Source organism: Marinobacterium stanieri, assembly GCF_900155945.1.
GTDB classification, from domain to species: domain Bacteria; phylum Pseudomonadota; class Gammaproteobacteria; order Pseudomonadales; family Balneatricaceae; genus Marinobacterium; species Marinobacterium stanieri.
Window position 1 is genome coordinate 46,541 of the sequence record NZ_FTMN01000007.1, and the last position, 25,120, is coordinate 71,660.

Consider the following 25,120-nt stretch of genomic DNA (forward strand, 5'->3'; position numbering starts at 1 on the left):
GGCTTACTGCCAGGCGCTGCTGAACTGTTCTTCCGGCAGTGCCATGATGGACTGGCTGCCATCATTCAGGGTTTCAGCAAACGCTTTCCAGCGCGGCAGTACCTGGGCCATATAGAAACGGGCACTTTCCTGCTTGGCCTGCAAATAGGGGTCATCATCCCCTTCTGCCGCCAAGCGTACCGCGGCACTGGCCTGACGCAACAGCTCCCAGCCACCACATACATAACCGGACAGCATCATGAAGCTGTATGCAACGGCTCCCGGCATGACCTGGTCGGCTTCGGCACCCTGCAGCAACTGCTCACGCGCCTTGTCCAGACCGATGACCGCTTCTTCAAGCGCCTTGGCCTGAGCCGTCAGCGAGGGATCAACAGATGCAATGTCGGCTTTCATTTCTTCTACCAGTGCCGACAGGGCTGCACCCTTGTCCATCAGAGTCTTGCGTCCAACCAGGTCCAGCGCCTGAATACCGTTGGTGCCTTCATAGATCGGCAGAATGCGAGCATCACGGTAATGCTGGGCCGCACCGGTCTCCTCAACGAAGCCCATGCCGCCGTGGATCTGAACTCCCAATGACGTAACTTCCTGAGCCACTTCTGTACACCAGCCTTTAACGATCGGCGTCAGCAGAGCGGCACGCGCCTGCTCGGCTGATTTCGCTTCATCGTTGTCAGCCTTGAGTGCAAAGTCGAGGCTGCCGCAGGCGTCATAGGCAATACCGCGGCCCGCTTCGGTGAGTGTTTTCATGGTCATCAGCATGCGACGTACATCAGCATGACGAATGATCGGACCTGCTTCTTTCGTGCCTACAGCCGGGCCCTGAATGCGGTCAAAGGCATATTCCAGCGCCTGCTGATAGGCGCGCTCAGAAATCGATACCCCCTGAAGGCCCACACTCAAACGGGCGTTGTTCATCATGGTAAACATGCAAGCCAGGCCACGATTAGGCTCACCTACCAGATAACCCACGGCGTTATCGAAGCCCATTACACAGGTCGGGGATGCATGGATACCAAGCTTGTGCTCCAGCGACAGCGCATTGGCACTGTTACGCTCGCCCAACGAACCATCATCATTCACCAGATATTTGGGTACCAGGAACAGCGAGATACCGCGAACACCCGGAGGTGCATCCGGCAGACGCGCCAGCACCAGGTGGATGATGTTTTCGGCCATTTCATGATCACCCCAGGTGATGAAAATCTTCTCACCACTGATACGGTAATGATCACCCTCAGGCTCGGCTTTGGCGCGGACCACTGACAGGTCAGAACCGGCATTGGATTCAGTCAGGTTCATGGTGCCGCACCACTCGCCACTCACCAGCTGCGGCAGAAACTTGGCTTTCAGCTCATCGCTGCCGTTGAGGTCCAGACACTCCACTGCGCCCTGGCTCAGCATGGGGCACAGGCCCCAGGACATGTTGGCCGAGTGCCACATTTCCATAACGGGAATCGACAACAGGAACGGCAAGCCCTGACCACCATATTCAGGGTCGAACTGGAGTGAGCCCCAGCCACCTTCGGCATACTGCTGGTAGACATGCTTGAAAGACTCGGGACACACAACCTGACCATCCTTGAGTTGCACGCCCTGCTCATCGCCTTCGCGGTTGGTCGGTGCGACCACATCACGGGCAACACGAGCAGCCTCTTCCAAAATGGCATCGACCATATCGGCAGAGGCGTCTTCAAATCCCGGTTTCTGGGCCAGCTCGGTCATGCGGGCAACATGATTCAGCGTCAGCTTCATATCCTTGAGCGGTGCATTGTACTCAGCCATCGGAGAGCTCCTTGATGATCATAATGTGGTTGAAGTACCAACACAGGCAGGTCTGGCACTCACCAAAATAAGGGAATACACTTATTCTAGCATGGAGAATTGAATTGATAAGTAGGGAAACGTTCATTCAAGGGATTTATACTGGCCCTACTTTAGTTACATTGACCATAAACACTGACAGCGAGAGAGCCTTCACATGCAGGAACTGCACGGTTATTACCTGGAAGATCTGGAAGTCGGCATGAGCGACTCCTACGCCAAAACCATCACGGATGCCGATGTCGTACTGTTTGCCGGTATTTCCGGTGACAACAACCCGATCCACATCAACGACGAATACGCCAAGACCACCCCGTTCAAACAGCGTATCGTGCACGGCATGTTCAGCGCCGCCCTGATCTCAACTGTTGCCGGTACTCGCCTGCCTGGCCCGGGCGCCATCTATGTTGACCAGCAGCTGAAATTCAAGGCACCGGTTCACATTGGTGACACAGCGACTGCCACCCTGACCGTTACAGAGATCGACGAGCGCCGTCGTCGCGTCAAATGCCGTACTGATGTTCATGTCGGTGACAAATTGGTCGCCACAGGTGAAGGCACCTTCATGGTCGACCGTCGCGAAGCCTGATTTGGCTTGTACCTGATCAACCTGTGAGATGGCTACACCTGAATTCCGCAAAGCTGGCATTTTTGCCAGCTTTGCTTATCTAACCGACCACCCAACTAGCATTTAATACCTGCCAAAACAATTATTGCCGCACACTCCTCTTTATTTGAGGGGAAATAGCGCAGGTAAAAATTCATAGAGCACCGGCAACAAGCTAAATGTCATGTATCCAAGTACATGCGACGGTACTCGCTTGGTGAATAATTGTAATGCTTACGAAAAGATTTACTGAAGTGCGCCATATCATTAAAGCCGCACCCAAAAGCAAGAGTGGATATAGTCTGTGATGAAAGGCTCGTATTCCGCAGGCAACGCTCCGCTTGCTCCAAGCGTTGCTTCCAGATGTAACGGCTCAGAGATGTATCCTCTACTGACAACAGCTGATTTATATAACGCGCTGATATGCCCAATGAGTTGGCAACACTGGTGGGTGTCAAATCCGAGCTGTGTAGATTTTTAGCTACATATGCCTTGATTCTAAGCAGATTCGCAAGCCTATGGTCTGTAATAATACCTGCCGAATCCTGCACAGCCTCCGACACCATTGCTGCAAGTAAATCCAGCAGATTATCAGCAATTTTACCAATAGATTGATGCGGCAGTTTAGACATAATATTGGCTAACTCTTTAACATACGCCAAAACCAAAGGGTAAACCGGATTTTTCACTGCAAGGTTTTTAGCCATTACCAAGTCAATTCCGGCAACCTTTGTACTCATTATCTTACGAGGCACTTGCAGTACAGCAAGCTCGGTATTCTCAGTGATATTTAGTTGGTAGGCCCTGCCTGCATTAACCACAGTGCCGGAACCGCATGCAAGTGAGTGCTCTTTTCCATCCTGACATGCAATCAAATTACCCGCTAAGACGATATTAAAGACCAATAAGTCTGAATCCGACGCGAAATGACTGGCAGGAGTACGCTGCGCAATATGCGGGGTTGATTTAATGAGCGATAGGGTCGCAGATCCTAACTCACTAGAGTATAGAGAACCTTCAAAGGACTGATTTCGTTCAGTGCTGAAATCCAGAGCAACAATATTTTGCTCAACCAGGGAGCGCCAAAACTCCAACTTTTCCTTTTGAGGAAGATGCTCAGTCGATATTCTTGAGTTCGATGCATCAGTACCCATTTGGCCGCCACCGTTTCCCGTCATCTATCCTCCAGCCTGAGAACCTTCACGTAGAACCAACTCGATCCGAGTATAGCCAATCCAGGCAGGCATTTAAGTGACTTTCAAGAATAAAAACGTTCGCTCTGGAAGAGAGCAACCTCAAAGCTCCGTCACGACCAAGATTCATATCCGTTCTAGCCAAGATGACAACCAGGCCTTTGTGTAATGTTCAACATTAGTTCTGGTACCAAACGCCTCACAGACGAGTTTTTAGAGCGATCAGCTTTCTAATGCAGGCATTCGGGGCTTAAAAGCTACCACCCCAAGGTACCGGCATAAAGATCACGACTCATAACAACATAAAAAAGAGGCTGACATGGGCATTACACACCCTAAGTACAAGGTAGCCGCCGTTCAGGCTGCCCCGGTTTATTTGGATATTGATGCAACCGTAGACAAAACAATCCATCTGGTTGAGGAAGCAGCAAAAGAAGGAGCAAAGCTAATTGCGTTTCCCGAAACCTGGATTCCGGGTTATCCCTGGTGGATCTGGCTTGGGTCACACGCATGGGCGGTACAGCGGGGGTTTGTGCAGCGCTACTACGATAACTCATTAAGCTACGAGGATCCGCATGCCGAGCGAATTCGTGAAGCAGCCAAACAGAACAACATCACAATTGCGCTGGGCTTTTCAGAACGCGAATCAGCTACAGGTACTTTGTATATCAGTCAATGGCTAATAGGACCGGACGGCGATACGATTGCTAAGCGCCGCAAAATTCGCCCCACACACTCCGAGCGCACCGTCTTTGGTGAAGGTGATGGCAGTGATCTTGGCGTACATGCTACCGAATTAGGCCGCATTGGGGCGCTTAATTGCTGGGAAAACCTGCTGTCGCTCAACCGTTATGCCCTTTTCTCACAGAATGAGCAGGTGCACATCGCTGCCTGGCCGAGCTTTTCGACCTATGAACCCTTTGCCAATGCATTGGGCCCTGATGTGAACAATGCAATCAGTAAAGTCTATGCGGTTGAAGGTGCATGCTTTGTCATCGGACCAAGCGCAGTTATCTCGCAAGACATGATCGACACCCTGTGCGACACGCCCGAAAAGCACGAGTTAACTCATGTCGGTGGAGGGCATGCTGTTATCTACGGGCCTGATGGCTCGCAGTTGTGCGACAAGCTGCCGGAAACAGAAGAAGGTATTCTCTTTGCCGAGATTGATCTTGCACAAATCCCACTCGCCAAGAATGCCATGGATCCCTGCGGCCACTATTCTCGCCCCGATGTCATGCGCTTGTTGCTCAACAAAACACCCATGAGCCGAATCGAACACACGGCACCGCCATTGGATACCCAGAAACATACACCAAATGAAAGTGATTTCGAGTACACCCAGCTCGAATAGTCCAACCCGGCTCTGTAACCCCAATTAACTTAACGACAATAACTCAACGGCCAGGGTACCCTGACGTGTGCTAAAGCAAACAGGGTACCTCCTTGAGGAAACGCAACATATTCTATACACCAGCCATGACCCCTTATTCCTTCCGATAGGCATTCGGCAACTTGATGTTGTACTTAATCGCCAGCGCCCTCAATACAAAAGCCACCAGAAAGCCGCCAATAAGATCATAGTTGGCGGGGGCATTCACCGTATTCAGCAAAAGATAGGTACAGGCACCGGCCAGTGCGGTGGTGATATAGAGTTCTTCATTCATCAGGGTCAGATTACTGCCACAGAGCACATCCCGCGCAATGCCGCCAAAGGTAGCCGTCATCACTCCCATACACACCGCTATCAGCGCTGGCGCCTCGAAATTCAAGGCCACCTCTGTTCCTACCACCGCAAACAGCGCCAACCCCACGGCGTCCATCCAGACTAGGGCGCGCGTCAACGAAGCCAAGCGTGGCGCAATAAAATAGGTTAATGCCGCAGCCACCAGACAGACGACGATCCAGACAGGCTCACGAATCCAGAACACCGGCATTTTGCCCAACAACACATCCCTGAGCGTACCACCACCGATACCGGTCGCAGTGCCGATCAGCATGAAACCGAGAATATCCATCTTGTGGCGCGCAGCATCGAGTGCACCTGAAACCGAGAATACCGCTACGGCGGCCAGCCCCATCAAGTTAACTGCTGCGGTGAAGTCAAATGCCATCAATGATTCCTTATGCCAGATTCAGCTTCCATCACGGGTGTTCGTAGACATTGCATTATATGCACCACTGGCGGCATTATCCTCGCCTTTGATTGACTGAATGAGTATAGACATGGAGCTGGAGTTTAACTGGTCACGCTTTGAAGACCTGACCACCCTGGAGTTTCATGACATTATCCAGGCCCGCGAGTCTGTTTTTGTTGTTGAACAGGAATGTGCCTACCCGGAAGTGGATGGCGCCGACATACATGCCTGGCACCTGTGTGTTAAGCAGGCAGGCACACTCGTGGCTTATGCACGCATATTCGGGCCTGGCATCAAATACGAGGAAGCCTCAATCGGACGCGTAATGACCTTGCTTGAACATCGCGGCAAGCGCCTGGGCCATCCGCTGATGCAGGAAGCTATCCGCTTTACCGAGGAGCAATTTCCCGGGGCAGGCATCAAGATTGGCGCACAGGCTCGACTGCAGGCCTTTTACGAATCACTTGGCTTCGCGCGCTCCAGCGAGCCCTATGATGAAGACGGCATCATGCATATCGAAATGCTGAAAACCGTTTAAAAACCCTGACATTTGGACATATTTTCGCCTGATAACACGCCAAAAGCATCATCCTGAGTAACCGGCCTTGCGTGCTACACTGCGCCATTCAATAGACAACTAAAACAAGAACCATAATTTGAACCATGCCTATTGCTGACGCTAAACGGACAGAGCGCTCTGACGATCATATCCCGCAGGATATCGCCATTCTCATCGTGGATGATGAAGCCGGTATCCGCGATTTCCTGCACCGCGCGCTAAAAAAGCATTACCGGACCGTCGAGTTTGCCGCATGTACGCGTGAGGCAGACCGCAAACGCCAGTCCAGCCACTTTGACCTGCTCATCGTCGATATCTGCATGCCGGGTCGCTCCGGGGTCGAGTGGGTCCAGCAGCTGCGTGAATCCGGCTGCCCATCCGATGTTATTTTCATGACCGCCTTTGCCGATATGAACAGCGCCATTGAGGCCCTGAGGCTGGGTGCCAGCGACCTGATGCTCAAGCCCTTCCGTATTGAGCAGATGCGCAATGCTGTTCAGAAGTGCATCGACAACCGGCGCTTGTCGCGGGAAAACTATGTCCTCACACGTCAGGTTGCCCATGCTGAAGGCAGCGGCCTTGTCGGTGAGAGTGTATCTATGCAGACGCTGCGTCAATTACTCAGCCGAATTGCGGCAGCGCCTTCAGCGGTACTGATCCAGGGTGAAACAGGAACCGGCAAAGAGCTGGCTGCTCGTGCCATCCATCAGCAAAGTGGCCGCAGTGGCAGCTTCGTACCGGTTAACTGTGGCGCTATTGCGGCTGAACTGATCGAATCAGAGCTGTTCGGCCATATAAAGGGCGCCTTTACCAGCGCGCACCAGGCACGGCTGGGACTCTTCGCCTATGCCGACGGGGGCACTCTGTTCCTGGATGAAATCTCAGAACTGCCCCTGCCCATGCAAACCAAGCTGCTTCGGGTATTGGAAGACGGTGCCATTCGTCCACTTGGGACCGAGCAGGACACACCGGTGAATGTTCGTGTGGTAGCAGCATCCAACAAGCCTCTGGATGAGGCTGTGAGTGAAGGGCGGTTCCGAGAGGATCTCTATTACCGGCTCAACGTGCTTCAGATACAGGTCCCCCCTTTGCGCGAAAGGTTGGAGGACATACCGGCGTTACTGGATCATCTTGTCAGCCGGTTGAGCGACGAGCTCGGGATAGAGCCTGCGCCTTTTAGCCAAGTGGACTTGCAAGCCCTGCAGGCCTATAGCTGGCCCGGTAATGTGCGTGAGCTTAAGAACCTGGTCGAACGCAGTCTGCTGTTAAGCATGAGCCCCGCTGAGCTTATCAACTCCAATGCCAACCATCGGGAACCCACAACCGGTTATCCATCCAGCTGGCCATTGAAACAGGTGGAGCGGGCTCATATCGAACAGGTTCTGGCCCAGAATGGCGGCAACAAGACACGGGCTGCCGACGTTCTGGGTATTACCCGTAAGACACTTGATCGCAAACTGCAGTCGGATGACTTGCACGGTGATTAAATCGCTTTGGCATCGGATAACATCCAATCTGCGTTACCGCTTGCTGGCCTTGACCCTCTTTCCCCTGCTGTTGGTGTTACCGGGCGTTGTCCTGTTGGCCTACCTCTGGAGTAACGAAGTTGGCTATCGTCAACTGTTGATGAAAGCGAATACCGACCTTGCCGTCGCCCATGAGGCTTTTGAGGCAACCCGAGATCAGTATCTGGTTCGTTTATCCTTGGCCGCTGGGGGTGACCGACTTCGCCAACAGCTGATGGCGTTGACGGCAGCCGAACAGCCACAGGACCGGCACAACCGAAAAGCCCTGCTGGATAATCTGCGCTCAACCACAGGCTTTGACTTTGTTCGGCTGCTGGATGCCAATGAATGCCAGCCTGCGCAGGCTACCCAGTGCCAATACCCCACCAGCCCCCTGCTCACACGCGCCGCAGTGAACGGCCCCGTCAGTGGCGTTGAAATTTTCTCTGCAAGCGAGCTCAGCTTGCTGGACCCGGCGTTGGCTGAGCGGGCTCGCATCTCTCTAATCCCCACAGACCACAGCACCGCGTCCCTCAAAACCGTTGAAGACCGTGGCATGGTGCTGCACTTTGTCTATCCACTACACAATGCGAACGGGCACCTCGTTGCTTACCTGACCGCCGGGCTTCTGATGAATGGCAACCTCGAGTTTGTCGACCATATCAGTAATACCGTTTATGGCCCCGGCAGCCTGCCGGAGAATGGCATAGGAACAGTCACATTGTTTCTGGATGATGTGCGTATCAGCACTAACGTAGAACACCCGGACACTCCGTTACAAAGGGCACTGGGTACCCGTGTATCGGCCCAGGTTCGCCAGCGTGTGCTGGATGAGGGCGAGCGCTGGCTGGATCGCGCTTTTGTAGTCAGCGACTGGTACATCTCCGCGTACGAACCTGTCCTTGATGTGCATAGTGAACGCGTTGGCATGCTGTACGCGGGCTTTCTGGAAGCTCCGTTTCTGGACAGTTTTTACCAATGGCTGGAACGCCTTTTATGGTTGTTCGCACTTGTTTTGTTGTTATGCATTTTCATTGCGTTCGCCGGCGCACGCGCCATATCCAGGCCGTTTGAAATCATCACAGACGTGATCGACCGGATCAGAGATGGGGAGCGACAACACATCCCTCCGCTGCATACTGCCGATGAAATTCGGGTATTGGCAGAGCACTTTAACCTCATGCTGACCCAGCTGGACCAGCAGCACGACGCCATTCAGCACGCTGCCGATCAACTGGAGGAGAAGGTGCAGGAACGCACCCGCGAACTGAAGCAGCACATCAGGTTGCTCAATCACACACGGCAACAACTGCTGGAGGCCGGTAAACTTGCTGCTCTGGGTGAACTCACGGCCAGTATTGCCCACGAGGTTAACAACCCCACCGCCGTTATTCTGGGCCATATGGACCTGCTGCTCGAAGAGTTGGGCGACGAGGCAACCCCGGACATTCAACGTGACGCGGAACTGATCATTGCGCAGGTCGGTCGTATCCGCAAAATCATTGATGATCTGCTCAAGCTGGCCCAATCAGATTCGCCAGAACCGCATCTGCAACCAGTTGATATCGATGATCTCGTGCACAATACCCAAACCCTGGTGCAGCACGAATTGAAGCGGCGCAATATCGGCCTCAAACTCGACCTCCATGCATCTGCACCAGCACTGGCCGATGCGTCACAGCTGCAACAGGTGCTCATCAACCTGATTATGAACAGTGCCAACGCGATCGGTGATCAGGGTGAAATCAGGATTCGCAGCCATAGCTGTGCCAATGGAAACATCCGGCTCAGCATTCGAGATAACGGCTGCGGCATTCCAGCCGATGAAATCTCCCGCATTTTTGATCCTTTCTTTTCCAAAGGCCAGACAGGCACAGGCCTGGGGCTTGCCATTAGTCACCGACTACTTACCCAATCAAAGGCCAGCATCCAGGTTCGTTCGCGCGAAGGTGTGGGAACCGTTTTTGTTATTAAACTGAAAGCGTTCGCCCCTGAAGCAGCCTAGCAACCGAGTCATTATGACCCGGCCAAGTTGAAAAGCGGGTCGTAACGACCCGACCAGACAGCGACACCAAACCGCTTCGCCGCTTATCCATCCCATCAGTACGGCCTTTTAGGCAACTGGCCCGGTATTTGCCTTTATAGATGTGCTGTCACAGCACCGGCGGTCCCGGTCCGCCGACGTACCTCGGGTACAAAAAATAACGATAAAAACGGAGCTATACCCTATGTCGAATAACTCTGGTCCCCTGTCATTTCTACTCAAGGAGAGGATTGTCGCCAAGCCCGGCTTCAATCGCTGGCTGGTGCCACCTGCCTCAATTGCCATTCACCTGTGTATCGGTTCGGTTTATGCCTGGAGCATATTCAACGCCCCACTGGTAAGGCAGCATGGTGTTGTCACCAGTGCGGCAGATGACTGGTCATTGAGCTCAGTGGTCTGGATCTTCTCTACCGCAATTGTATTTCTCGGCCTGGCCGCTGCCTTTGGCGGCAAGTGGCTGGAAAAAGTCGGTCCCCGTGCCGTAGGCTTTCTGGCCGCAATCCTCTGGGGTGGTGGCTTTCTTATCGGCAGCCTCGGTATTATGTTCGACCAGCTATGGCTACTCTATTTAGGGTACGGTGCCTTAGGGGGGTGTGGCCTGGGTCTTGGCTATGTGTCGCCGGTCAGTACCCTGATACGCTGGTTCCCCGACCGCCGCGGCATGGCCACCGGCATGGCGATCATGGGCTTTGGTGGCGGCGCCATGATCGGCGCTCCGCTGAAAACCTGGCTGCTGTCAGTGTTTTATGAAGCCCCTCAGTATTTGGGCAAGGTTGCAGATGTCAGCCTGATCACCGAATCCGGCCGTCGCTTTGCTGAAGTGGCTGGCCAGAAACTGGAAGTTGTCGTCGCCAGCGCAGCCGATATGGCCAATATGCCTATTCCGGGGCCTGAAGGCGTGTACGTGGTCAATACCGGTAACACCGGTGTCGCCGGCGTATTTATTACGCTGGGTATTGTCTACTTCGTGATCATGACCATCGCCGCCTTCTCCTACCGTGTTCCGCCTGCGGGCTGGGCTCCGGAAGGCTGGGAGCCGCCCAAGGAAAGCACCAGCAAAAACCGCCTGATCAGCAACAACCATGTGCATATCGACCAGGCTATCAAAACCCCGCAGTTCTATCTGCTTTGGGTCGTTCTGTGCCTCAACGTGACCGCCGGTATCGGTGTAATCGGTGTCGCCAAGACGATGATGACGGAGATTTTCGGTACCACCCTGCCGAACATTGTCGATACCAGTTTTGCGGCAACCTACGTATTGATGATCAGCGTGTTCAACATGGTCGGCCGCTTCCTCTGGGCCTCAACATCCGACTATATTGGCCGCAAGAACACCTTCCACTGCTTCTTCATCCTAGGGATGCTGTTATATATCTCCATTCCCTTCTTTGCCGGTCAGGTCAGCAGTAATCCATCTGCGGTTTGGCTGATCCTGTTTTGTATCGCCACCATGGTCATCTTCACCATGTATGGCGGTGGTTTTGCGACCATCCCGGCTTACCTGGCAGATATCTTCGGCACCCTGCATGTGGGCGGCATTCACGGCCGACTGCTGACCGCCTGGAGTACAGCCGGTGTTCTGGGCCCATTCGCCATTACTCACCTGCGTGAGCAATCATTGCAGGGCGCCATTGAGACGCTCGCCTACAAGGTGGACCCTGCCGTGTTCCAGCAGACGTTCGGTGCCGGTCTTGACCAGCTCAGTACACTGATTGCTTCCAATACTGTAACCCTGGGTCGTCTGATGGAAATTGCACCAGCCGGTACCATCGACCCTACTCCGAGTCTCTATAACACCACCATGTATGCCATGGCTGCACTATTGGTAGTTGCACTGGTTGCCAACATGGCGATCCGCAAGGTGTCGGATAAACACCACGTGGAGAACACTCACCCTGAAGAGGCCCCCGCCAGCTAGTCGGCTCTCCTGATCCGTACTGGCACCCAGCCCGTCTGCATGGCGGGCTTTTTATTGCCTGGTCAGCACAACCTCAAGAACTCCACCGGCTTGAGTTTCAGGTATAAAAAAACCGCACCCGGAAAAGGTGCGGTTTCAGGGTATCGAAATATCCGAATGTTACTGTTCGGCGTTCGCCTGGGTGCGCAGAACAAACTTCTGGATCTTGCCGGTGGATGTTTTCGGCAGATCACAGAACACAACCCGTTTCGGCGCCTTGAAGCGCGCCATGCTGTCACGGCAGAACTGGATGATGTCCTGCTCGGACACATCGGCACCGGCTTTCAGCGTCACAAAGGCACAGGGCACTTCACCCCATTTCTCATCCTGCTGTGCCACAACCGCCGCTTCCATCACCTGCGGGTGACGGTAGAGCACATCTTCCACTTCAATACTGGAGATGTTTTCACCGCCGGAGATAATGATGTCCTTGGAGCGGTCCTTGATCTCGATGTAACCATCTTCATGCCAGACCGCAAGGTCACCGGAATGGAACCAGCCACCGGCAAAGGACTTGTCAGTCGTGGTCGGGTTCTTCAGGTAGCCTTTCATGACCAGGTTACCGCGCATGAAAATTTCGCCGATGGTCTCGCCATCTTTGGCAACCGGCTCCATCGTATCCGGATTGGCCACCATCAGGTCTTCCAGCATCGGTGCTTTCACACCCTGACGCGACTTGAGGCGGGCCTTCTCGGTCGGCGTGGAGTCATTCCACTCCTCGTGCCAGGCACACACAACGCAGGGGCCATAGGTTTCGGTCAGGCCATACACATGCGTTACGTTGAAGCCCATGTTCTCCATGCCTTCAATTACGGATGCGGGCGGCGCTGCACCGGCGGTCATTACATTCACCTGATGCTCGATACCGGTTTTCAGTTCGTCATCAGCGTTGTTTAGCATGTTCAGAACAATCGGTGCGCCACAGAAGAAGTTAACCTTCTCGTCACGAATCAGGTTGTAGATGTCATCCGCACGGACGTGACGCAGACACACACTGACACCGGCGGCAGCCGCAATCGACCAGGGGAAGCACCAGCCATTACAGTGGAACATCGGCAGCGTCCACAGATAGACCGGGGCATCACCCATGTTCCAGGACAGCACGTTGCTGACAGCGTTCAGGTAGGCACCACGGTGGTGGTACACCACCCCTTTGGGATCACCGGTGGTACCCGAGGTGTAATTCAGCGTAATGGCATCCCACTCATCGGCAGGCAGCGGCCATTCATAGTCCGGGTCACCGGTACTGATGAAGGCTTCATAGTCCATTTCACCGATCAGCTCCCCGCCTTCAAAAGAAGGGTCGTCGATATCGATCACAATGGGGTTGATACGGGCAATCTTGATCGCACGGGCAATGGTCTCGGAAAACTCCCGATCCACGATCACGACCTTGGCTTCGCCATGCTGGAGAATGAACGCAATTGCCTCAGCGTCCAGACGAATATTCAGAGCATTAAGAACAGCCCCTGCCATGGGCACACCAAAATGGGCCTCGAATACTTCCGGCAGGTTGGGTGCCATCACCGCAACCGTATCGCCCTTGCCAATGCCCCGCTTTTCCAGGGCGCTGGCCAGACGGCGGCAACGACTATAGGTTTCGGCCCAGTTACGGCGCATGCCCTGGTGCACAACAGCAGTACGTTGCGGATAAACAGCCGCGGTTCGGGCGATAAAACTCAGGGGACTCAGTGCAGCAAAATTGGCCGGGTTCTGGTCGAGACCCAGCGCGTAGGGATTATGATCGGTAGTTGTCATTATTCATTCCTCTCCACCTCGCCTGGAGGAGCCTTCCTCGTTTGTTATGATTCCATCCGATCTCAATCATACGTGTTTTCCCTTATTACACAATAGAATCCAAAATCATAAGATTGACCCGAAACAGTCACGGGTGAGAGCTGCTCTCGCCATAGCGGCATCTGATAATAAGGCTATGCATGCAACCCATTGAGCAGGAACTGAAAAGCTGTCTTGAAGAGGCTGACCGCTACCGGTTGCTGGCGGAACAGTCGACGGACATGATTTCGCGCCACACCCCCACCTCTGACTGGACGTTTATCGATGTCAATCCCGCCATCGAGCGCCTTCTCGGCTACACCCCCGATGAAATCATTGGCACCCCCGGTTATGACCTCTTTCACCCGGATGATGCCGATAACCTGAAGAAGCGCGCGGAGTCCGTGCGCTATCGTCGCGGCATGTACACCAACGTGTACCGATTCCAGCATCGGGATGGACACTACATCTGGCTGGAAACCACCAGCCGGACCATTCGCAACGATGATGGCCACCCGATGGAAATCATCTGCGTGTCCCGCGATGTCACCGAACGCGAACTGGCCCAGCAGGCCACGCGCCGTCTTGCACGGGTAGTTGAAGCCTCATCGGATTTGATCCTGTTCTGCAACCACCGCACGCTGCAGCTGACCTATATGAACGAATCAGCCTATCGTACCTTCGGGGCGGAACGGGAAAACCTGGCCGTGTTCTACCTGGACCAGCTCTTTCCCAAAGCGGTATTGCACGAACTGGTTGAACCTGCGCTGCAACATGCGGCGCTGTACGGCACCTGGTATGGCAGCATTCCGCTCTACCCGGCGGGCAACCCCGGCCGTATCGCCGAGATTCGCGAGATCATTGCGCACCGCAACCGTGCCGAAAACATGCGTGTGGAGTACTACTCCATCATCGCCCGAGACATCACCCTGAAACGCCAGGCTGAAGAAAAATCCAAACGCCAGCAGCTTGAGATGGCACACATGTCGCGCCTGCTCTCCGTAGGTGAAATGGCAACCGAGCTGGCACACGAGGTTAACCAGCCACTGGCTACCATCATCAACTACTGCAACGGCACTTTCCGCCGCCTCGATGAAGGCCAGATTACCGAGATCGAGCAGGTCACCCGTGCCATGGAGCTGATCTCAACTCAGGCCAAGCGGGCTTCAGAAATCATCAAACGTATGCGACGTTTCGTGCGCCATACCGAATTCCAGCGTATCCGTTTTCCCATAAACGAAACCTGCGAAGAAGTAACCCGCTTTCTGAACCAGGAAGCTACGGATCACAATATTCGTTTTGAGTTTGAGCTGGATCCGCAAAACCCCGAGATTGAGGCAGACCGTCTGCAGATCGAACAGGTGCTGCTCAACCTGATTCGCAACGCGATTGAAGCCTACAGTGGTTCAGATATCAGCCCCCGTCCGGTGCGTATCAGCACCCGCATTGAGGGACAGCGCCTACTGGTAACCGTGGCCGACCAGGGACCGGGGATCAGCGACGAACAGATGCAGAGCCTGTTCGAGCCCTTCTCAACATCAAAAGAGAATGGCCTGGGCATGGGTCTGTCGATTTCACATACTATTATCGAAAGCCACTGCGGTCGCCTTTGGGCGGAAAGCGACGGTCAGTCCGGCACCCGTTTTCACTTTCAACTCCCGCTGAGGGGAATGCATGACTAGCAACAGCAAAACCGTATTCATCGTCGACGACGATGCCGATTTCCGTGAGTCCGTTCAATGGCTGCTGGAATCCACCCAGTACGCCATCGAGAGCTACGCCTCGGCTCAAGAGTTCCTGGACGCCTATGACCAGCGCGCAGGCTGCCTGCTGCTCGATGTCAGGATGCCGGAAATTAACGGCCTTGCCCTGCAACAGATCATGCAGGATCAGGATATTCGCCTGCCGGTTATCATCCTGACCGGCCACGGTGATGTTCCCATGGCTGTTAGCGCTATGAAAAATGGCGCCATGGACTTTCTGGAAAAGCCCTTTGATGACGACGTGCTGCTGAAGCTGGTCGACAAGGCCATGCAGGAAGCCGAGCAACGCTTTAGTCAGCTGGGAGAAGAGCAGGTTTTACGGGAATACTTTGACACCCTCAGTCGCCGTGAGCGTGAGGTGATGGAGCTGGTGGTCAACGGCAACTCCAACCGGGAAATCGCCGAGACACTGGGTATCAGCCCGAAAACAGTCGAAGTGCACCGCTCCCGCGTCATGAGCAAAATGCGCGCCGATAACCTGGCGCAACTGGTGCAGATGAACAACCGGCTGCAGGGTTAACCCGCAGCCGGCTCCAGTACATCCTGCAGAAAGGCTTGTGTCTGTTCCAGTACCGCATCGGGCTTTTCCAGATGCGGCACATGGCCGCAATCCGGCACAAAGTACCCTCTTGCATGCTCACCAATACCTGCGCAGCAATCCGTTACCTGCTCAGGCACGCCATATTCATCCCGATCGCCCTGCATGATGAGAGACGGACATTGAATCTGCGCCAGCTGAGGCCGGAGATTCAACCCCTGATTACAGGAAGGACGCAACCAGGTTTCAGACCAGGCACGGAAAATCAGATCAGTCCGTTCACCATGATAACGGGCCAGCTTTTCCGCCAGGTTAGTCGTCTTATAGCGCTCAGCGGCCTCTTCTATGCCCGCAAGCGTCAAATGATCGGCGTAGATGTGGGCTGCCAATGTAACGATCGCTTTCACCTGTTGCGGACAGCTGGCTGCACCTATCAGGGCAATGGAGCCACCATCACTGTGGCCAAAGAGCACAACATCCTGCAGACCCAGTTTATCCAGCAGCCGTGGCAACCAGAGCTGTCCTTCTTCCAACAGATAATCATCCGGGCGTGGCAACGTAATGGGCGATGAAGCCCCATAACCTCGCCGCTCGTAGACCAGCACGTTGAGCCCGGTCACCTCGGCTATTTGCTCGGGGAATCGCTTCCACATGGCAATACAGCCCAGGGCTTCATGCAAAAGGATCAGCGTTGGTCGTCCTTCGCCACTGGGCTGAGTGTAATGGCGTACACTCAGGTGCACACCCTCCCCCACGTCGACGAGCCTGTCCTGATATTGCATCATGCCGCTCCCTTATCGGGGATGGCATAGGTCATGGTTGCGTGGGCTACCGGGTCTTCATCGCCTTCCGAATATACGGCTACCTCACCCACGCCCAGACGCTTGCCCACCTTGAGCATTTCGGCACGTGCCAGCAGATCCGCATTGGGTTTGGGTTTACGCAGGAAGTTGATATTCAGGTTGGTCGTTACCGCCAGAGCAACGGGGCCGATACGGCTAAGCAGGGCTGCATAGACAGCCACATCGGCCAGACCCATCATGGTCGGGCCCGACACCGTTCCCCCCGGCCGCAAATGATCATCACCAACCGCCAGTCGCATCAGGGACCAGCCATCCCCCAGCTCCTCGAGCTTGCCGTATTGTTCACCTTGAGGGAAATGATCAAGCAGAAACTGCTGCATCTCTTCCAATTGCATCACCTGCATCATGACTCCTTGTTATCACTCACCACTGCCAGTGTCACAGTGGCCTTGGCGACGAGGCTGCGCTTGCTGCCTTCGACCGCAAAGACTTCCGACTCGGTTACGATTAAACGACGCCCGGGGCGCAACACCTGAGCGATGCACTCCAGATACTCACCGGATGCCGCTCGCAACAGATTGATTTTGAACTCGGCGGTGAGCACGCGCTCGCCCTCTCCCACCAGCGTTGCGCCGGCAATACCAGCGGTATGATCCGCCAGCGTAGCCTGCACACCGGCATGGACAAAACCATCCTGCTGCTGGTGGTCCTCTCGTAGCACCAACCGCGTCTCACAATGGCCGGGCCTGAACGTACAGAGTTCGGCACCCAGTAAACGAATGAAAGGCGCCTGATCAAACACCCGGCGCGTTTCGATTTCATACTCGGGGTTGCGCGGTGTGAACACCTGCTCCTCGCTCATTGATCCGCTTCCTCCCGAGCCTGATTGCGCAGTATAAAGCGCTGGATCTTGCCACTGGGCGTCTTCGGCAGCTCCTGAACAAACTCGATCTCACGCGGGAAGGCATGGGTTGAAAGCCGATTGCGAACCAGCTCCTTGAGTTCATCCGCCAGGTTCTCATCCGCATCGTACTGTGGCTTGGTGACTACGTAGGCCTTGATAACGGCACCACGGGCGCTGTCAGGTTTTCCGACCACCCCGGATTCAGCAACAGCCGGATGCTCCAGCAAGGTACTTTCCACATCCGCAGGTCCCACCCGATATCCGGCGGTGGTGATAATGTCATCATCTCGACCGGTAAAGGAGAAGCTGCCATCTCCATGACTGATAACAACATCACCAGTCAGGTAATAACGGTCGTGGAAGGGGTCTTTCTCATCCCAGGTATACCCCTGGAAGAAAAACAGGGGCGAGGCGTGTATATCCACCGCCAGCTGCCCGGTTTCTTCGGGTCCGACTTCCTGATAATCACCACCCAAAGCCACAACACGGTGACCCGGCAGGGAAAAGCCCATGGAACCAACACGCACCTCATGATCCAGGGCGTGGTGGTTACAACAGGTCATGCCGGTTTCAGTCTGACCATAATGATCTTTCACCGGACATCCCAGGCGCCGCTCCACCCAGTTGTTTACTTCAGGGTTCAACGGTTCTCCGGCACTGCTGGCCAGCCTCAGCCCCATGGACTCACCCTCAGGCAGCACATGATCATTGGCCATGAGCAAGCGGTACGCCGTTGGCGCAGCGGCCAGGTTGGTGATGCCGTATTCACGGATCATGGCGTAGGTGCTATCCGGGGTAAATCCGTTTTCATTGAAGTGAGTTGTTGCGCCCAACAGCAACGGTCCTACGACGGTGTAATACAGGCCATAAGCCCAGCCAGGGTCAGCCACATTCCAGTATTTGTCTTCAGGCTGGAGATCGATGGCGTAGCGCATGTACACGTAGAAAGACAGCAACGCCCTTGCCGGCACGGCAACGCCCTTGGACTTGCCTACGGTACCAGAGGTAAACATCTGCAGGATGGGATCTTCACCCAGAATCATGACCGGGTCGAACTGGTCGCTTTGCGCGGCCATGGTCTGCCGGTAATCGATATCAGGGTCCCCGCTGGCAGCTTCTCGGGTTACACGCACGATCGGCGGGCAGTTTTGCACGCCATCCAATTTGAAACGGTTTTGGTCATCAGTGACAACCAACCGCGTGGATGCGCGATCCAGTCGATATTCGATTGCACCCGAGCCAAATGCGGTGAACAGGGGTTGATAGACAGCACCGGCTCTCAGCGTACCGAGCACCACAACCATCAGTTCGGGCGTACGGGGCAGTAATGCGGCCACCCGATCACCCTTGCCGATGCCCTTGGATTTGAGCAGGTTGGCGAAACGTGCCGACGCATCACGCAGCTGGGCGAAGGTCCAGCGTTCGGGCTCTCGCTCGACACCATGATATTGCAAGGCTACCCGCTGCGGGTCCTCGGCCCATTTATCACAGATTTCCTGACAGGCATTCATACCAGTTTCAGGACTGCCCTGAAGGATCTCGGCGGTCAGTGCCTCGACATCGAACCGATCATAGAACGGCTGATAAGGCTGCTTACTCATGAATATCTTCCTTCTTCTTATCTTTATTATTGAAGTCGAAGACTAGTGAAACCCCTTAGGGGATATCCCGAATATATCCTCACCTTCCGCTTGCGTAAACCTCCCGAGTGAAATTGATCAAAGGATCACCTTGCCGCGCCGAAATTCATCAAATGCTGCACTGAGCGGATATTTTTCGCTCCAGACTAGCGTCATCATGTGGCGACATGGCTGGCCCATATTTTGCTCTCTACACAGGAACAGCCATTCGATATCAAAAAGGACTAAATGGAATGCCGCATAACAAAAATAAAAAAACAAACGAACAATTGATTCTGGTACTCAGTGCCGAGGGCACAATACGGGAAGCCAGCCCCTCATTTCTGAGCCTCAGCCGCCATGCTGCAGAGCAACTGATTGGTCAGTCACTGTCAGGGCTGCGTCACCCGGACATGCCCGAAGGCCCCTTCAAGGACCTCAATCAAACACTGGATCGTGGCCAACCCTGGATGGGCGTTATCCAACTGACATGTGCAGATAACTCGCCCCTCTGGCTTGATGCCTACGTAATCCCCGTTATCGAGAATGGACAAATTCTCGAATGTCAGTGCATCCTGCGCCGCCCCAGTGAGGCTATTATCCAGCGTGCTGCTCATATCTATGCCCTGCGCCGCAAAGGCGCCATGCCCAGACAATTGAAATGGCCGAGCCTGAGCCTGGGTAGCAAATTCCAGCTGCTGCATAGCTGTCTTTTCATGCTGTTGATGCTGGCGATACTGATGCTGGAACAGATGAACTCGATCCTGGCAACAACCCTCGGCGGTCTATGGCTGCTCGGTGTTGGCGGATTCTGGTATCTGGGTAAAAGTCTTAGACAGCTGGTCACCTCCAGCCAGCGTATCGTTCAACATCCGATCAAGCAGCTGATCTATACCGGCACCCATGACGACATCGGCCAGCTCGCCCTGACCCTGGAAATGCTGCAATCACAGCTGGATGCGGTATTACGGCGTATGCACTATGCATCCAGCCAGGTCATGCTAGATGCAACCGAGAGCGTCACGGTCATGACCCGCACCTGCACGGAAGTGGACGATCAGCGCAGCTCCCTCCAGCAGATTGCGGTAGCCATCAGCCAGATGAACAGCACCATTACCGAAATGAGTGCCAGTACCGCTAAAACCGCTACGCAAACCCGGCAGGCCCGTGAGGAAATTGAACAGGGGCTCAGTGTCGTCGACACCGCCATCAACCGGATTCGTTCACTTGATGGTTCAATTACCGGCACTGCCGGTGAAGTCAGCCAACTACAGGATGAAAGCAACCGAATCGGCTCCATTATTAATGTGATCAGTGATATTGCCGAACAGACTAACCTGTTGGCTCTTAACGCTGCTATTGAAGCCGCACGCGCCGGCGAAAATGGCCGGGGTTTTGCTGTGGTCGCTGATGAAGTGCGCCAACTGGCTCAGCGCACCCAAACAGCAACCGGTGAAATTCACCAGATGATCGCGGCCTTGCAGCAGAAGACGGATATCATCGTGTCGGCGATGGCTGCCAAGCGAAACCTGTCCGAGCAGGCCGTGGAGCAGATCGACAGTACCGGTCACACCCTGAGAGAAGTACTGCTGGCAGTGGACCGTATTAACGATATGGCAACTCAACTGGCCACCGCCAGTGAAGAGCAGAGTACGGTTACTCAGGATGTCAGTCAGAGGGTTAACGATCTCAGCAGTAGTGCCGAGCAGATGGTCAAAGATGCCAGCCAGACTCTGGACCTTAATAGTCAAACGGCCCGCATGGCAGAACGGCAAAGTTATCTCATTAATTGCATCATGCACGCCTGAGGTTTGAGCAGGATCATCGACACAGAATCCAGGTAACTTTGGTTGTATTGCACCAGTGAAAGATGGCCGTAAAATACCGCCACTAGAATAAGAACAATGAATGCACCGCAAGAGTTACCCATGAATAAGATTCTGGTCAGCGCCTGCCTTATGGGCGCCAAAGTTCGTTATGACGGACGCGATAACCTGCTCGACCACCCCGTTCTCAAACGCTGGCATGAGGAAGGACGTATTGTCAGCGTTTGCCCGGAAACACTGGGCGGGCTTCCCACGCCCCGTCCTCCGGCCGAAATTCAAAGTCGTTTTCCCATTCTCGTGACTACAAAAGATGACGAGGACGTAACACCCGAGTTTCTCAGTGGCGCAGAGGAAACGCTCGACCTGGCACGTCGTTATGACTGTAGCTGTGCCCTGATGAAAGCACGCAGCCCCTCCTGTGGCAGCCGCGAAACCTATGATGGCAGCTTCTCCGGCGAACTGGTTGAAGCACCCGGCGTGGCCGCAGGTGAGTTGCTTCAAAACGGTATTCCAGTGTTCAACGAACACCAGCTCGATGAGCTGATCCGCTTTGTCGAACAGGACGACGAAGCCGCCTGACCCTCCTCCCACTTGTTACCCTGAAGCAGGCCCCCTAAAATGGGGGCCATTTTCATTCCCAGACGGATCCCATATCAATGCGAGCCAGCCAATTTCTGATTGCCACACTGAAAGAGACGCCTTCCGATGCGGAAGTTATCAGCCACCAGCTTATGCTCCGCGCGGGTCTTATCCGCAAGGTAGCTGCCGGTCTGTACAACTGGTTGCCATTGGGCCTGCGCACCCTGCGCAAGGTTGAGCGCATCGTTCGTGAAGAGATGGACGCTGCCGGTGCTCAGGAAGTGTTGATGCCCGCTATCCAGCCATCCGAGCTGTGGCAGGAATCCGGCCGCTGGGAACAGTACGGCCCTGAACTGCTGCGTGTGAATGACCGCCATAACCGTGAATTCTGTGTCGGCCCCACCCACGAAGAAGTAATCACGGACCTGATCCGCCGCGAAGTCAAAAGCTACAAACAGCTGCCAGCCAACTTCTACCAGATCCAGACCAAATTCCGTGACGAGATTCGCCCCCGCTTCGGTGTGATGCGCTCACGCGAATTCATCATGAAGGATGCCTACTCCTTCCACACCAACCTGGATTCACTGGTCGACACCTACAAGGTAATGCACCAGGCCTACACCAACATTTTCACCCGCCTGGGCCTGGATTTCCGTCCGGTACTGGCAGACAACGGCTCCATCGGCGGTGACTCTTCCCACGAATTCCACGTACTGGCGCAGTCCGGTGAAGACGATATCGCCTTCTCGGACAGCAGTGATTTTGCCGCCAACGTCGAGATGGCAGAGGCCCTGCCGCTGGGTGAGCGTCAGGCCGCCAGCGAAGAGATGCGCCTGGTTGACACCCCGGATGCCAAAACCATCGCTGAGCTGGTTGAACAGTTCGACCTGCCGATCGAAAAAACGGTTAAGACCCTGATTGTTGCCGCCAGCGAAGAAGTTGAAGCTGACTTCATTGCACTGCTGGTCCGTGGCGATCATGAACTGAACGAAGTCAAAGCGGAAAAACTGCCGCAGGTTGAAACGCCGCTGCGCTTTGCCACTGACGAAGAGATCCGCAAGGTTATCGGTGCTGGCCCCGGCTCACTGGGCCCGGTTAACCTGAGCATCCCTTGCGTCATCGACCGCAGTGTTGAAACCCTGTCCGACTTCGGTGCGGGTGCCAACATTGATGACAAGCACTACTTCGGCATCAACTGGGAACGCGATCTGCCTACACCGGAAGTCGCCGACCTGCGTAATGTGGTCGAAGGCGACCCCAGCCCCTGTGGCCAGGGCACGATTCAGATCCGTCGCGGTATCGAAGTGGGCCATATCTTCCAGCTGGGCACCAAGTACTCCGAAGCCATGAACGCTACGGTGCTGGACGAGAACGGCAAATCTACCCTGATGGCCATGGGTTGCTACGGTATCGGTGTAACCCGCGTTGTCGCCGCTGCTATTGAGCAGAACTACGACGACAACGGCATCATCTGGCCGGAAGCGCTGGCACCGTTCAACGTGGCCCTGGTACCGCTGAACTACGACAAGTCCGAAGAGGTTCGCGCCAAATCTGATGAGTTGTACGACGCGCTGCGCAAGTCAGGTGTGGACGTGCTGCTGGACGACCGCAAGGAACGCCCGGGCGTCAAGTTCGCTGATATGGAACTGATGGGCCTGCCACATCGTCTGGTCATTTCGGATCGCGGCCTGAAGAACGGCACCCTGGAATACAAGGGCCGCCAGGACAGCGAATCCCGTGATATCCCGGTTGAAGAAGCTCTGGAATTCCTGCGCCAGCAGATGAGCTGATCAAACCATCCCCAGGCGGGCCTTTATGGCTCGCCTGCCTCCCCTTACTCTTTTCTTCTGCTCACCAATTCAGTTAATGTCTCTTCATGCAGAGGTCTGTTTTGCAGGAGACGGCATGACTACGCGCACGACTGACAACCAACAAACCACCTGCAGCACGGCTGCTAGCCTTATCCACCGGCATGACTTTGGTCAGGGCCGTACGCATAACGCCGAGCAGCGCGCAAAACTGGTTACCCTGCTGACACTGGCAACCATGGTTGCCGAGGTATTCGGCGGACTTATCACAGGCTCCATGGCTTTGCTGGCTGATGGCATCCACATGGCTGGACACGCCATGGCACTGGGCATGGCCGCCGGCGCTTACTATCTGGCGCGTACCCACGCGCAAGACCGCCGTCTTAGCCTCGGTAGCGGCAAGATTGCCGATCTGGCCGCATACACCAGCGCCCTGCTTCTCGCTGCCTCCACTGTCTGGCTGGTGTTTGAATCCATTCGCCGGCTCATTACCCCTAACGAACTCTTACCCGTTGAGGCGCTCATCGTCGCCAGTATCGGGCTGATAGTGAACCTTGTTTCAGCCTGGGTCCTCGCCGGCAAACATGAGCACGGACACGGACACGGACACGGACACGGACACGGACACGGACACGGACACGGACACGGACACGGACACGGACATCAGGATCATCACTCAGATGCCAACCTGAAAGCTGCCCTCATGCATGTAATTGCGGACGCGCTAACCTCTGTTGCAGCCATTCTGGGCCTGATTGCCGCCTGGCTATGGGGGTGGAACTGGCTGGATCCGGCTATTGCCCTTGTTGCGGCGGCAGTGATCATGAAATGGGCCTGGGGATTGTTACGCCAGACAACGGGTGTACTGCTGGACCGAGAAGGACCCGAGTCCATTCGACGCCAGGCAATCGAAGCTTTGCAGCAGGCTGGGGAAACCGAGGTGATCGATCTGCATATCTGGTCGGTTGGCCAGGGTGCCTGGACGCTGGTTGCTGCTGTGGTCACACATGGTGATACCACACCCGAAGAGTACCGCACCCGACTGAACAGGATAGATGGCCTGCACCACCCCATCATTGAAGTGAGCTACTGTAACCTTTGTTCCGCCGAAGACGCGCATTGATCAAGCGCTCCCTCACGGCACGCCTCCAACACACGTTCAGCCAGATCGGCATCATTGATCGCCCGTGCCACAGCCACACCGCCAACCATCAAAACCAGCGTTCTTAATGCGGCATCATCCGGTTCACTGCCCGGTTCACCGCCCAGCTTACCGGCCAGCGCATTGAAGATTCGGGTGTAGGTCTCACGAATCTGAGTGTCCCTCTGACCGATATCAGAGACGAGAAACGCCAATGGACAGCTGCCTGCCTTGCTCTCCAGATGCTGGATACTCAGGTAGCGGCGAATCAACTCATCAGTACTCGCCGGATGCCTGGCCTCCATGCGTTTTGCCGCCGATGAAATCGCCTCTGCATAGAGTTCCCGCTTGGACTTGAAGTGCGCATAAAAAGCTCCACGGGTCATACCGGCATCCTGCATTACCTGATCAATGCTAACGCCATCAAAACCACGCTCTGTAAAAAGCCGCTCTGCGCTCAAAAGAATGCGATCACGACTCTCACTCCGGCGCTCACTTGGCCAGGCCATACCTGCTGCTCCTTTTCAGTTGTGTAAATC

The 25,120-nt window shown here is 54.9% G+C and carries 21 protein-coding genes; 12 read left to right on the forward strand and 9 right to left on the reverse strand.

Features of this window, described 5'->3' with window-relative positions:
• Positions 1-3: 3 nt before the first annotated feature.
• On the reverse strand, positions 4-1,782 hold the full coding sequence (locus tag BW956_RS15065) for an acyl-CoA dehydrogenase C-terminal domain-containing protein (RefSeq protein WP_076463757.1): 1,779 nt from the start codon (positions 1,780-1,782) through the stop codon (positions 4-6).
• 196 nt (positions 1,783-1,978) lie between these two features.
• Between BW956_RS15065 and BW956_RS15070 the strand changes: the two genes are divergently transcribed.
• The gene (locus BW956_RS15070; protein ID WP_076463759.1) at positions 1,979-2,410 is read left to right on the forward strand and encodes a MaoC family dehydratase; all 432 of its coding nucleotides are present in this window, start codon (positions 1,979-1,981) and stop codon (positions 2,408-2,410) included.
• Between the two features lie 200 nt (positions 2,411-2,610).
• Here the strand turns inward: BW956_RS15070 and BW956_RS15075 are convergent, their stop codons facing one another.
• The gene (locus BW956_RS15075; RefSeq protein WP_076463762.1) at positions 2,611-3,606 is read right to left on the reverse strand and encodes an AraC-like ligand-binding domain-containing protein; all 996 of its coding nucleotides are present in this window, start codon (positions 3,604-3,606) and stop codon (positions 2,611-2,613) included.
• A gap of 334 nt (positions 3,607-3,940) precedes the next feature.
• On the opposite strand from BW956_RS15075, the gene BW956_RS15080 reads away from it, so the two are divergent.
• The gene (locus BW956_RS15080; RefSeq protein WP_076463765.1) at positions 3,941-4,975 is read left to right on the forward strand and encodes a carbon-nitrogen hydrolase family protein; all 1,035 of its coding nucleotides are present in this window, start codon (positions 3,941-3,943) and stop codon (positions 4,973-4,975) included.
• A gap of 133 nt (positions 4,976-5,108) precedes the next feature.
• Here the strand turns inward: BW956_RS15080 and BW956_RS15085 are convergent, their stop codons facing one another.
• Complete coding sequence (locus BW956_RS15085; protein ID WP_076463768.1) at positions 5,109-5,735, reverse strand: trimeric intracellular cation channel family protein; 627 nt, start codon at positions 5,733-5,735, stop codon at positions 5,109-5,111.
• A gap of 100 nt (positions 5,736-5,835) precedes the next feature.
• Between BW956_RS15085 and BW956_RS15090 the strand changes: the two genes are divergently transcribed.
• The 4 genes from BW956_RS15090 (at position 5,836) to BW956_RS15105 (ending at position 11,785) form a co-directional block, all read left to right on the forward strand.
• Complete coding sequence (locus tag BW956_RS15090) at positions 5,836-6,297, forward strand: GNAT family N-acetyltransferase (protein WP_244894377.1); 462 nt, start codon at positions 5,836-5,838, stop codon at positions 6,295-6,297.
• A gap of 125 nt (positions 6,298-6,422) precedes the next feature.
• Positions 6,423-7,805, forward strand: coding sequence for a sigma-54-dependent transcriptional regulator (locus BW956_RS15095; RefSeq protein WP_076463774.1), 1,383 nt, complete (start codon positions 6,423-6,425; stop codon positions 7,803-7,805).
• Entirely contained in the window at positions 7,798-9,828 is a 2,031-nt protein-coding gene (locus tag BW956_RS15100; protein WP_175612026.1) for a sensor histidine kinase, read from the forward strand. The genes BW956_RS15095 and BW956_RS15100 overlap by 8 nt, the downstream gene beginning before the upstream one ends.
• Before the next feature lie 223 nt (positions 9,829-10,051).
• Positions 10,052-11,785 (forward strand): OFA family MFS transporter, encoded by a 1,734-nt coding sequence (locus tag BW956_RS15105; protein WP_010322824.1) that lies wholly within the window; start codon positions 10,052-10,054, stop codon positions 11,783-11,785.
• A gap of 159 nt (positions 11,786-11,944) precedes the next feature.
• Here the strand turns inward: BW956_RS15105 and BW956_RS15110 are convergent, their stop codons facing one another.
• Positions 11,945-13,582: an acyl-CoA synthetase gene (locus tag BW956_RS15110; RefSeq protein ID WP_076463780.1), complete on the reverse strand. Its 1,638-nt coding sequence runs from the start codon at positions 13,580-13,582 to the stop codon at positions 11,945-11,947.
• 179 nt (positions 13,583-13,761) lie between these two features.
• Here BW956_RS15110 and BW956_RS15115 point away from each other — a divergent pair, with 179 nt between their 5' ends.
• On the forward strand, positions 13,762-15,282 hold the full coding sequence (locus BW956_RS15115; protein ID WP_010322822.1) for a PAS domain-containing sensor histidine kinase: 1,521 nt from the start codon (positions 13,762-13,764) through the stop codon (positions 15,280-15,282).
• The gene (locus BW956_RS15120) at positions 15,275-15,883 is read left to right on the forward strand and encodes a response regulator transcription factor (protein ID WP_010322821.1); all 609 of its coding nucleotides are present in this window, start codon (positions 15,275-15,277) and stop codon (positions 15,881-15,883) included. The genes BW956_RS15115 and BW956_RS15120 overlap by 8 nt, the downstream gene beginning before the upstream one ends.
• Here BW956_RS15120 and BW956_RS15125 read toward each other — a convergent pair.
• From BW956_RS15125 to BW956_RS15140, 4 genes are read right to left on the reverse strand one after another with little or no spacing between them, the layout of a single operon-like run.
• Positions 15,880-16,686, reverse strand: coding sequence for an alpha/beta fold hydrolase (locus tag BW956_RS15125; protein WP_244894378.1), 807 nt, complete (start codon positions 16,684-16,686; stop codon positions 15,880-15,882). The genes BW956_RS15120 and BW956_RS15125 overlap by 4 nt on opposite strands.
• Complete coding sequence (locus BW956_RS15130; RefSeq protein ID WP_076463785.1) at positions 16,683-17,108, reverse strand: PaaI family thioesterase; 426 nt, start codon at positions 17,106-17,108, stop codon at positions 16,683-16,685. The genes BW956_RS15125 and BW956_RS15130 overlap by 4 nt, the downstream gene beginning before the upstream one ends.
• Positions 17,108-17,566, reverse strand: a complete 459-nt coding sequence (locus BW956_RS15135) for a PaaI family thioesterase (RefSeq protein WP_076463788.1) — start codon at positions 17,564-17,566, stop codon at positions 17,108-17,110. Before BW956_RS15135 ends, BW956_RS15130 begins: the two co-directional genes overlap by 1 nt.
• Entirely contained in the window at positions 17,563-19,209 is a 1,647-nt protein-coding gene (locus BW956_RS15140; RefSeq protein WP_076463791.1) for an AMP-binding protein, read from the reverse strand. The genes BW956_RS15135 and BW956_RS15140 overlap by 4 nt, the downstream gene beginning before the upstream one ends.
• Positions 19,210-19,481: 272 nt before the next feature.
• Here BW956_RS15140 and BW956_RS15145 point away from each other — a divergent pair, with 272 nt between their 5' ends.
• The 4 genes from BW956_RS15145 (at position 19,482) to dmeF (ending at position 24,563) form a co-directional block, all read left to right on the forward strand.
• Positions 19,482-21,035, forward strand: a complete 1,554-nt coding sequence (locus BW956_RS15145) for a methyl-accepting chemotaxis protein (RefSeq protein ID WP_076463794.1) — start codon at positions 19,482-19,484, stop codon at positions 21,033-21,035.
• 120 nt (positions 21,036-21,155) lie between these two features.
• On the forward strand, positions 21,156-21,632 hold the full coding sequence (locus tag BW956_RS15150; protein WP_076463797.1) for a 2-thiouracil desulfurase family protein: 477 nt from the start codon (positions 21,156-21,158) through the stop codon (positions 21,630-21,632).
• Between the two features lie 77 nt (positions 21,633-21,709).
• The gene (locus BW956_RS15155) at positions 21,710-23,422 is read left to right on the forward strand and encodes a proline--tRNA ligase (RefSeq protein WP_076463800.1); all 1,713 of its coding nucleotides are present in this window, start codon (positions 21,710-21,712) and stop codon (positions 23,420-23,422) included.
• Positions 23,423-23,537: 115 nt separating this feature from the next.
• Positions 23,538-24,563 carry a CDF family Co(II)/Ni(II) efflux transporter DmeF gene (gene dmeF, locus BW956_RS15160; protein ID WP_083703102.1) on the forward strand — a complete coding sequence of 342 codons (1,026 nt, stop codon included), beginning with the start codon at positions 23,538-23,540 and terminating at the stop codon, positions 24,561-24,563.
• On the opposite strand, the gene BW956_RS15165 is transcribed toward dmeF, so the two are convergent.
• A complete protein-coding gene (locus BW956_RS15165) occupies positions 24,527-25,090 on the reverse strand; it encodes a TetR/AcrR family transcriptional regulator (protein WP_076463803.1) in 564 nt (187 codons plus the stop codon). The genes dmeF and BW956_RS15165 overlap by 37 nt on opposite strands.
• Positions 25,091-25,120 lie beyond the last annotated feature (30 nt).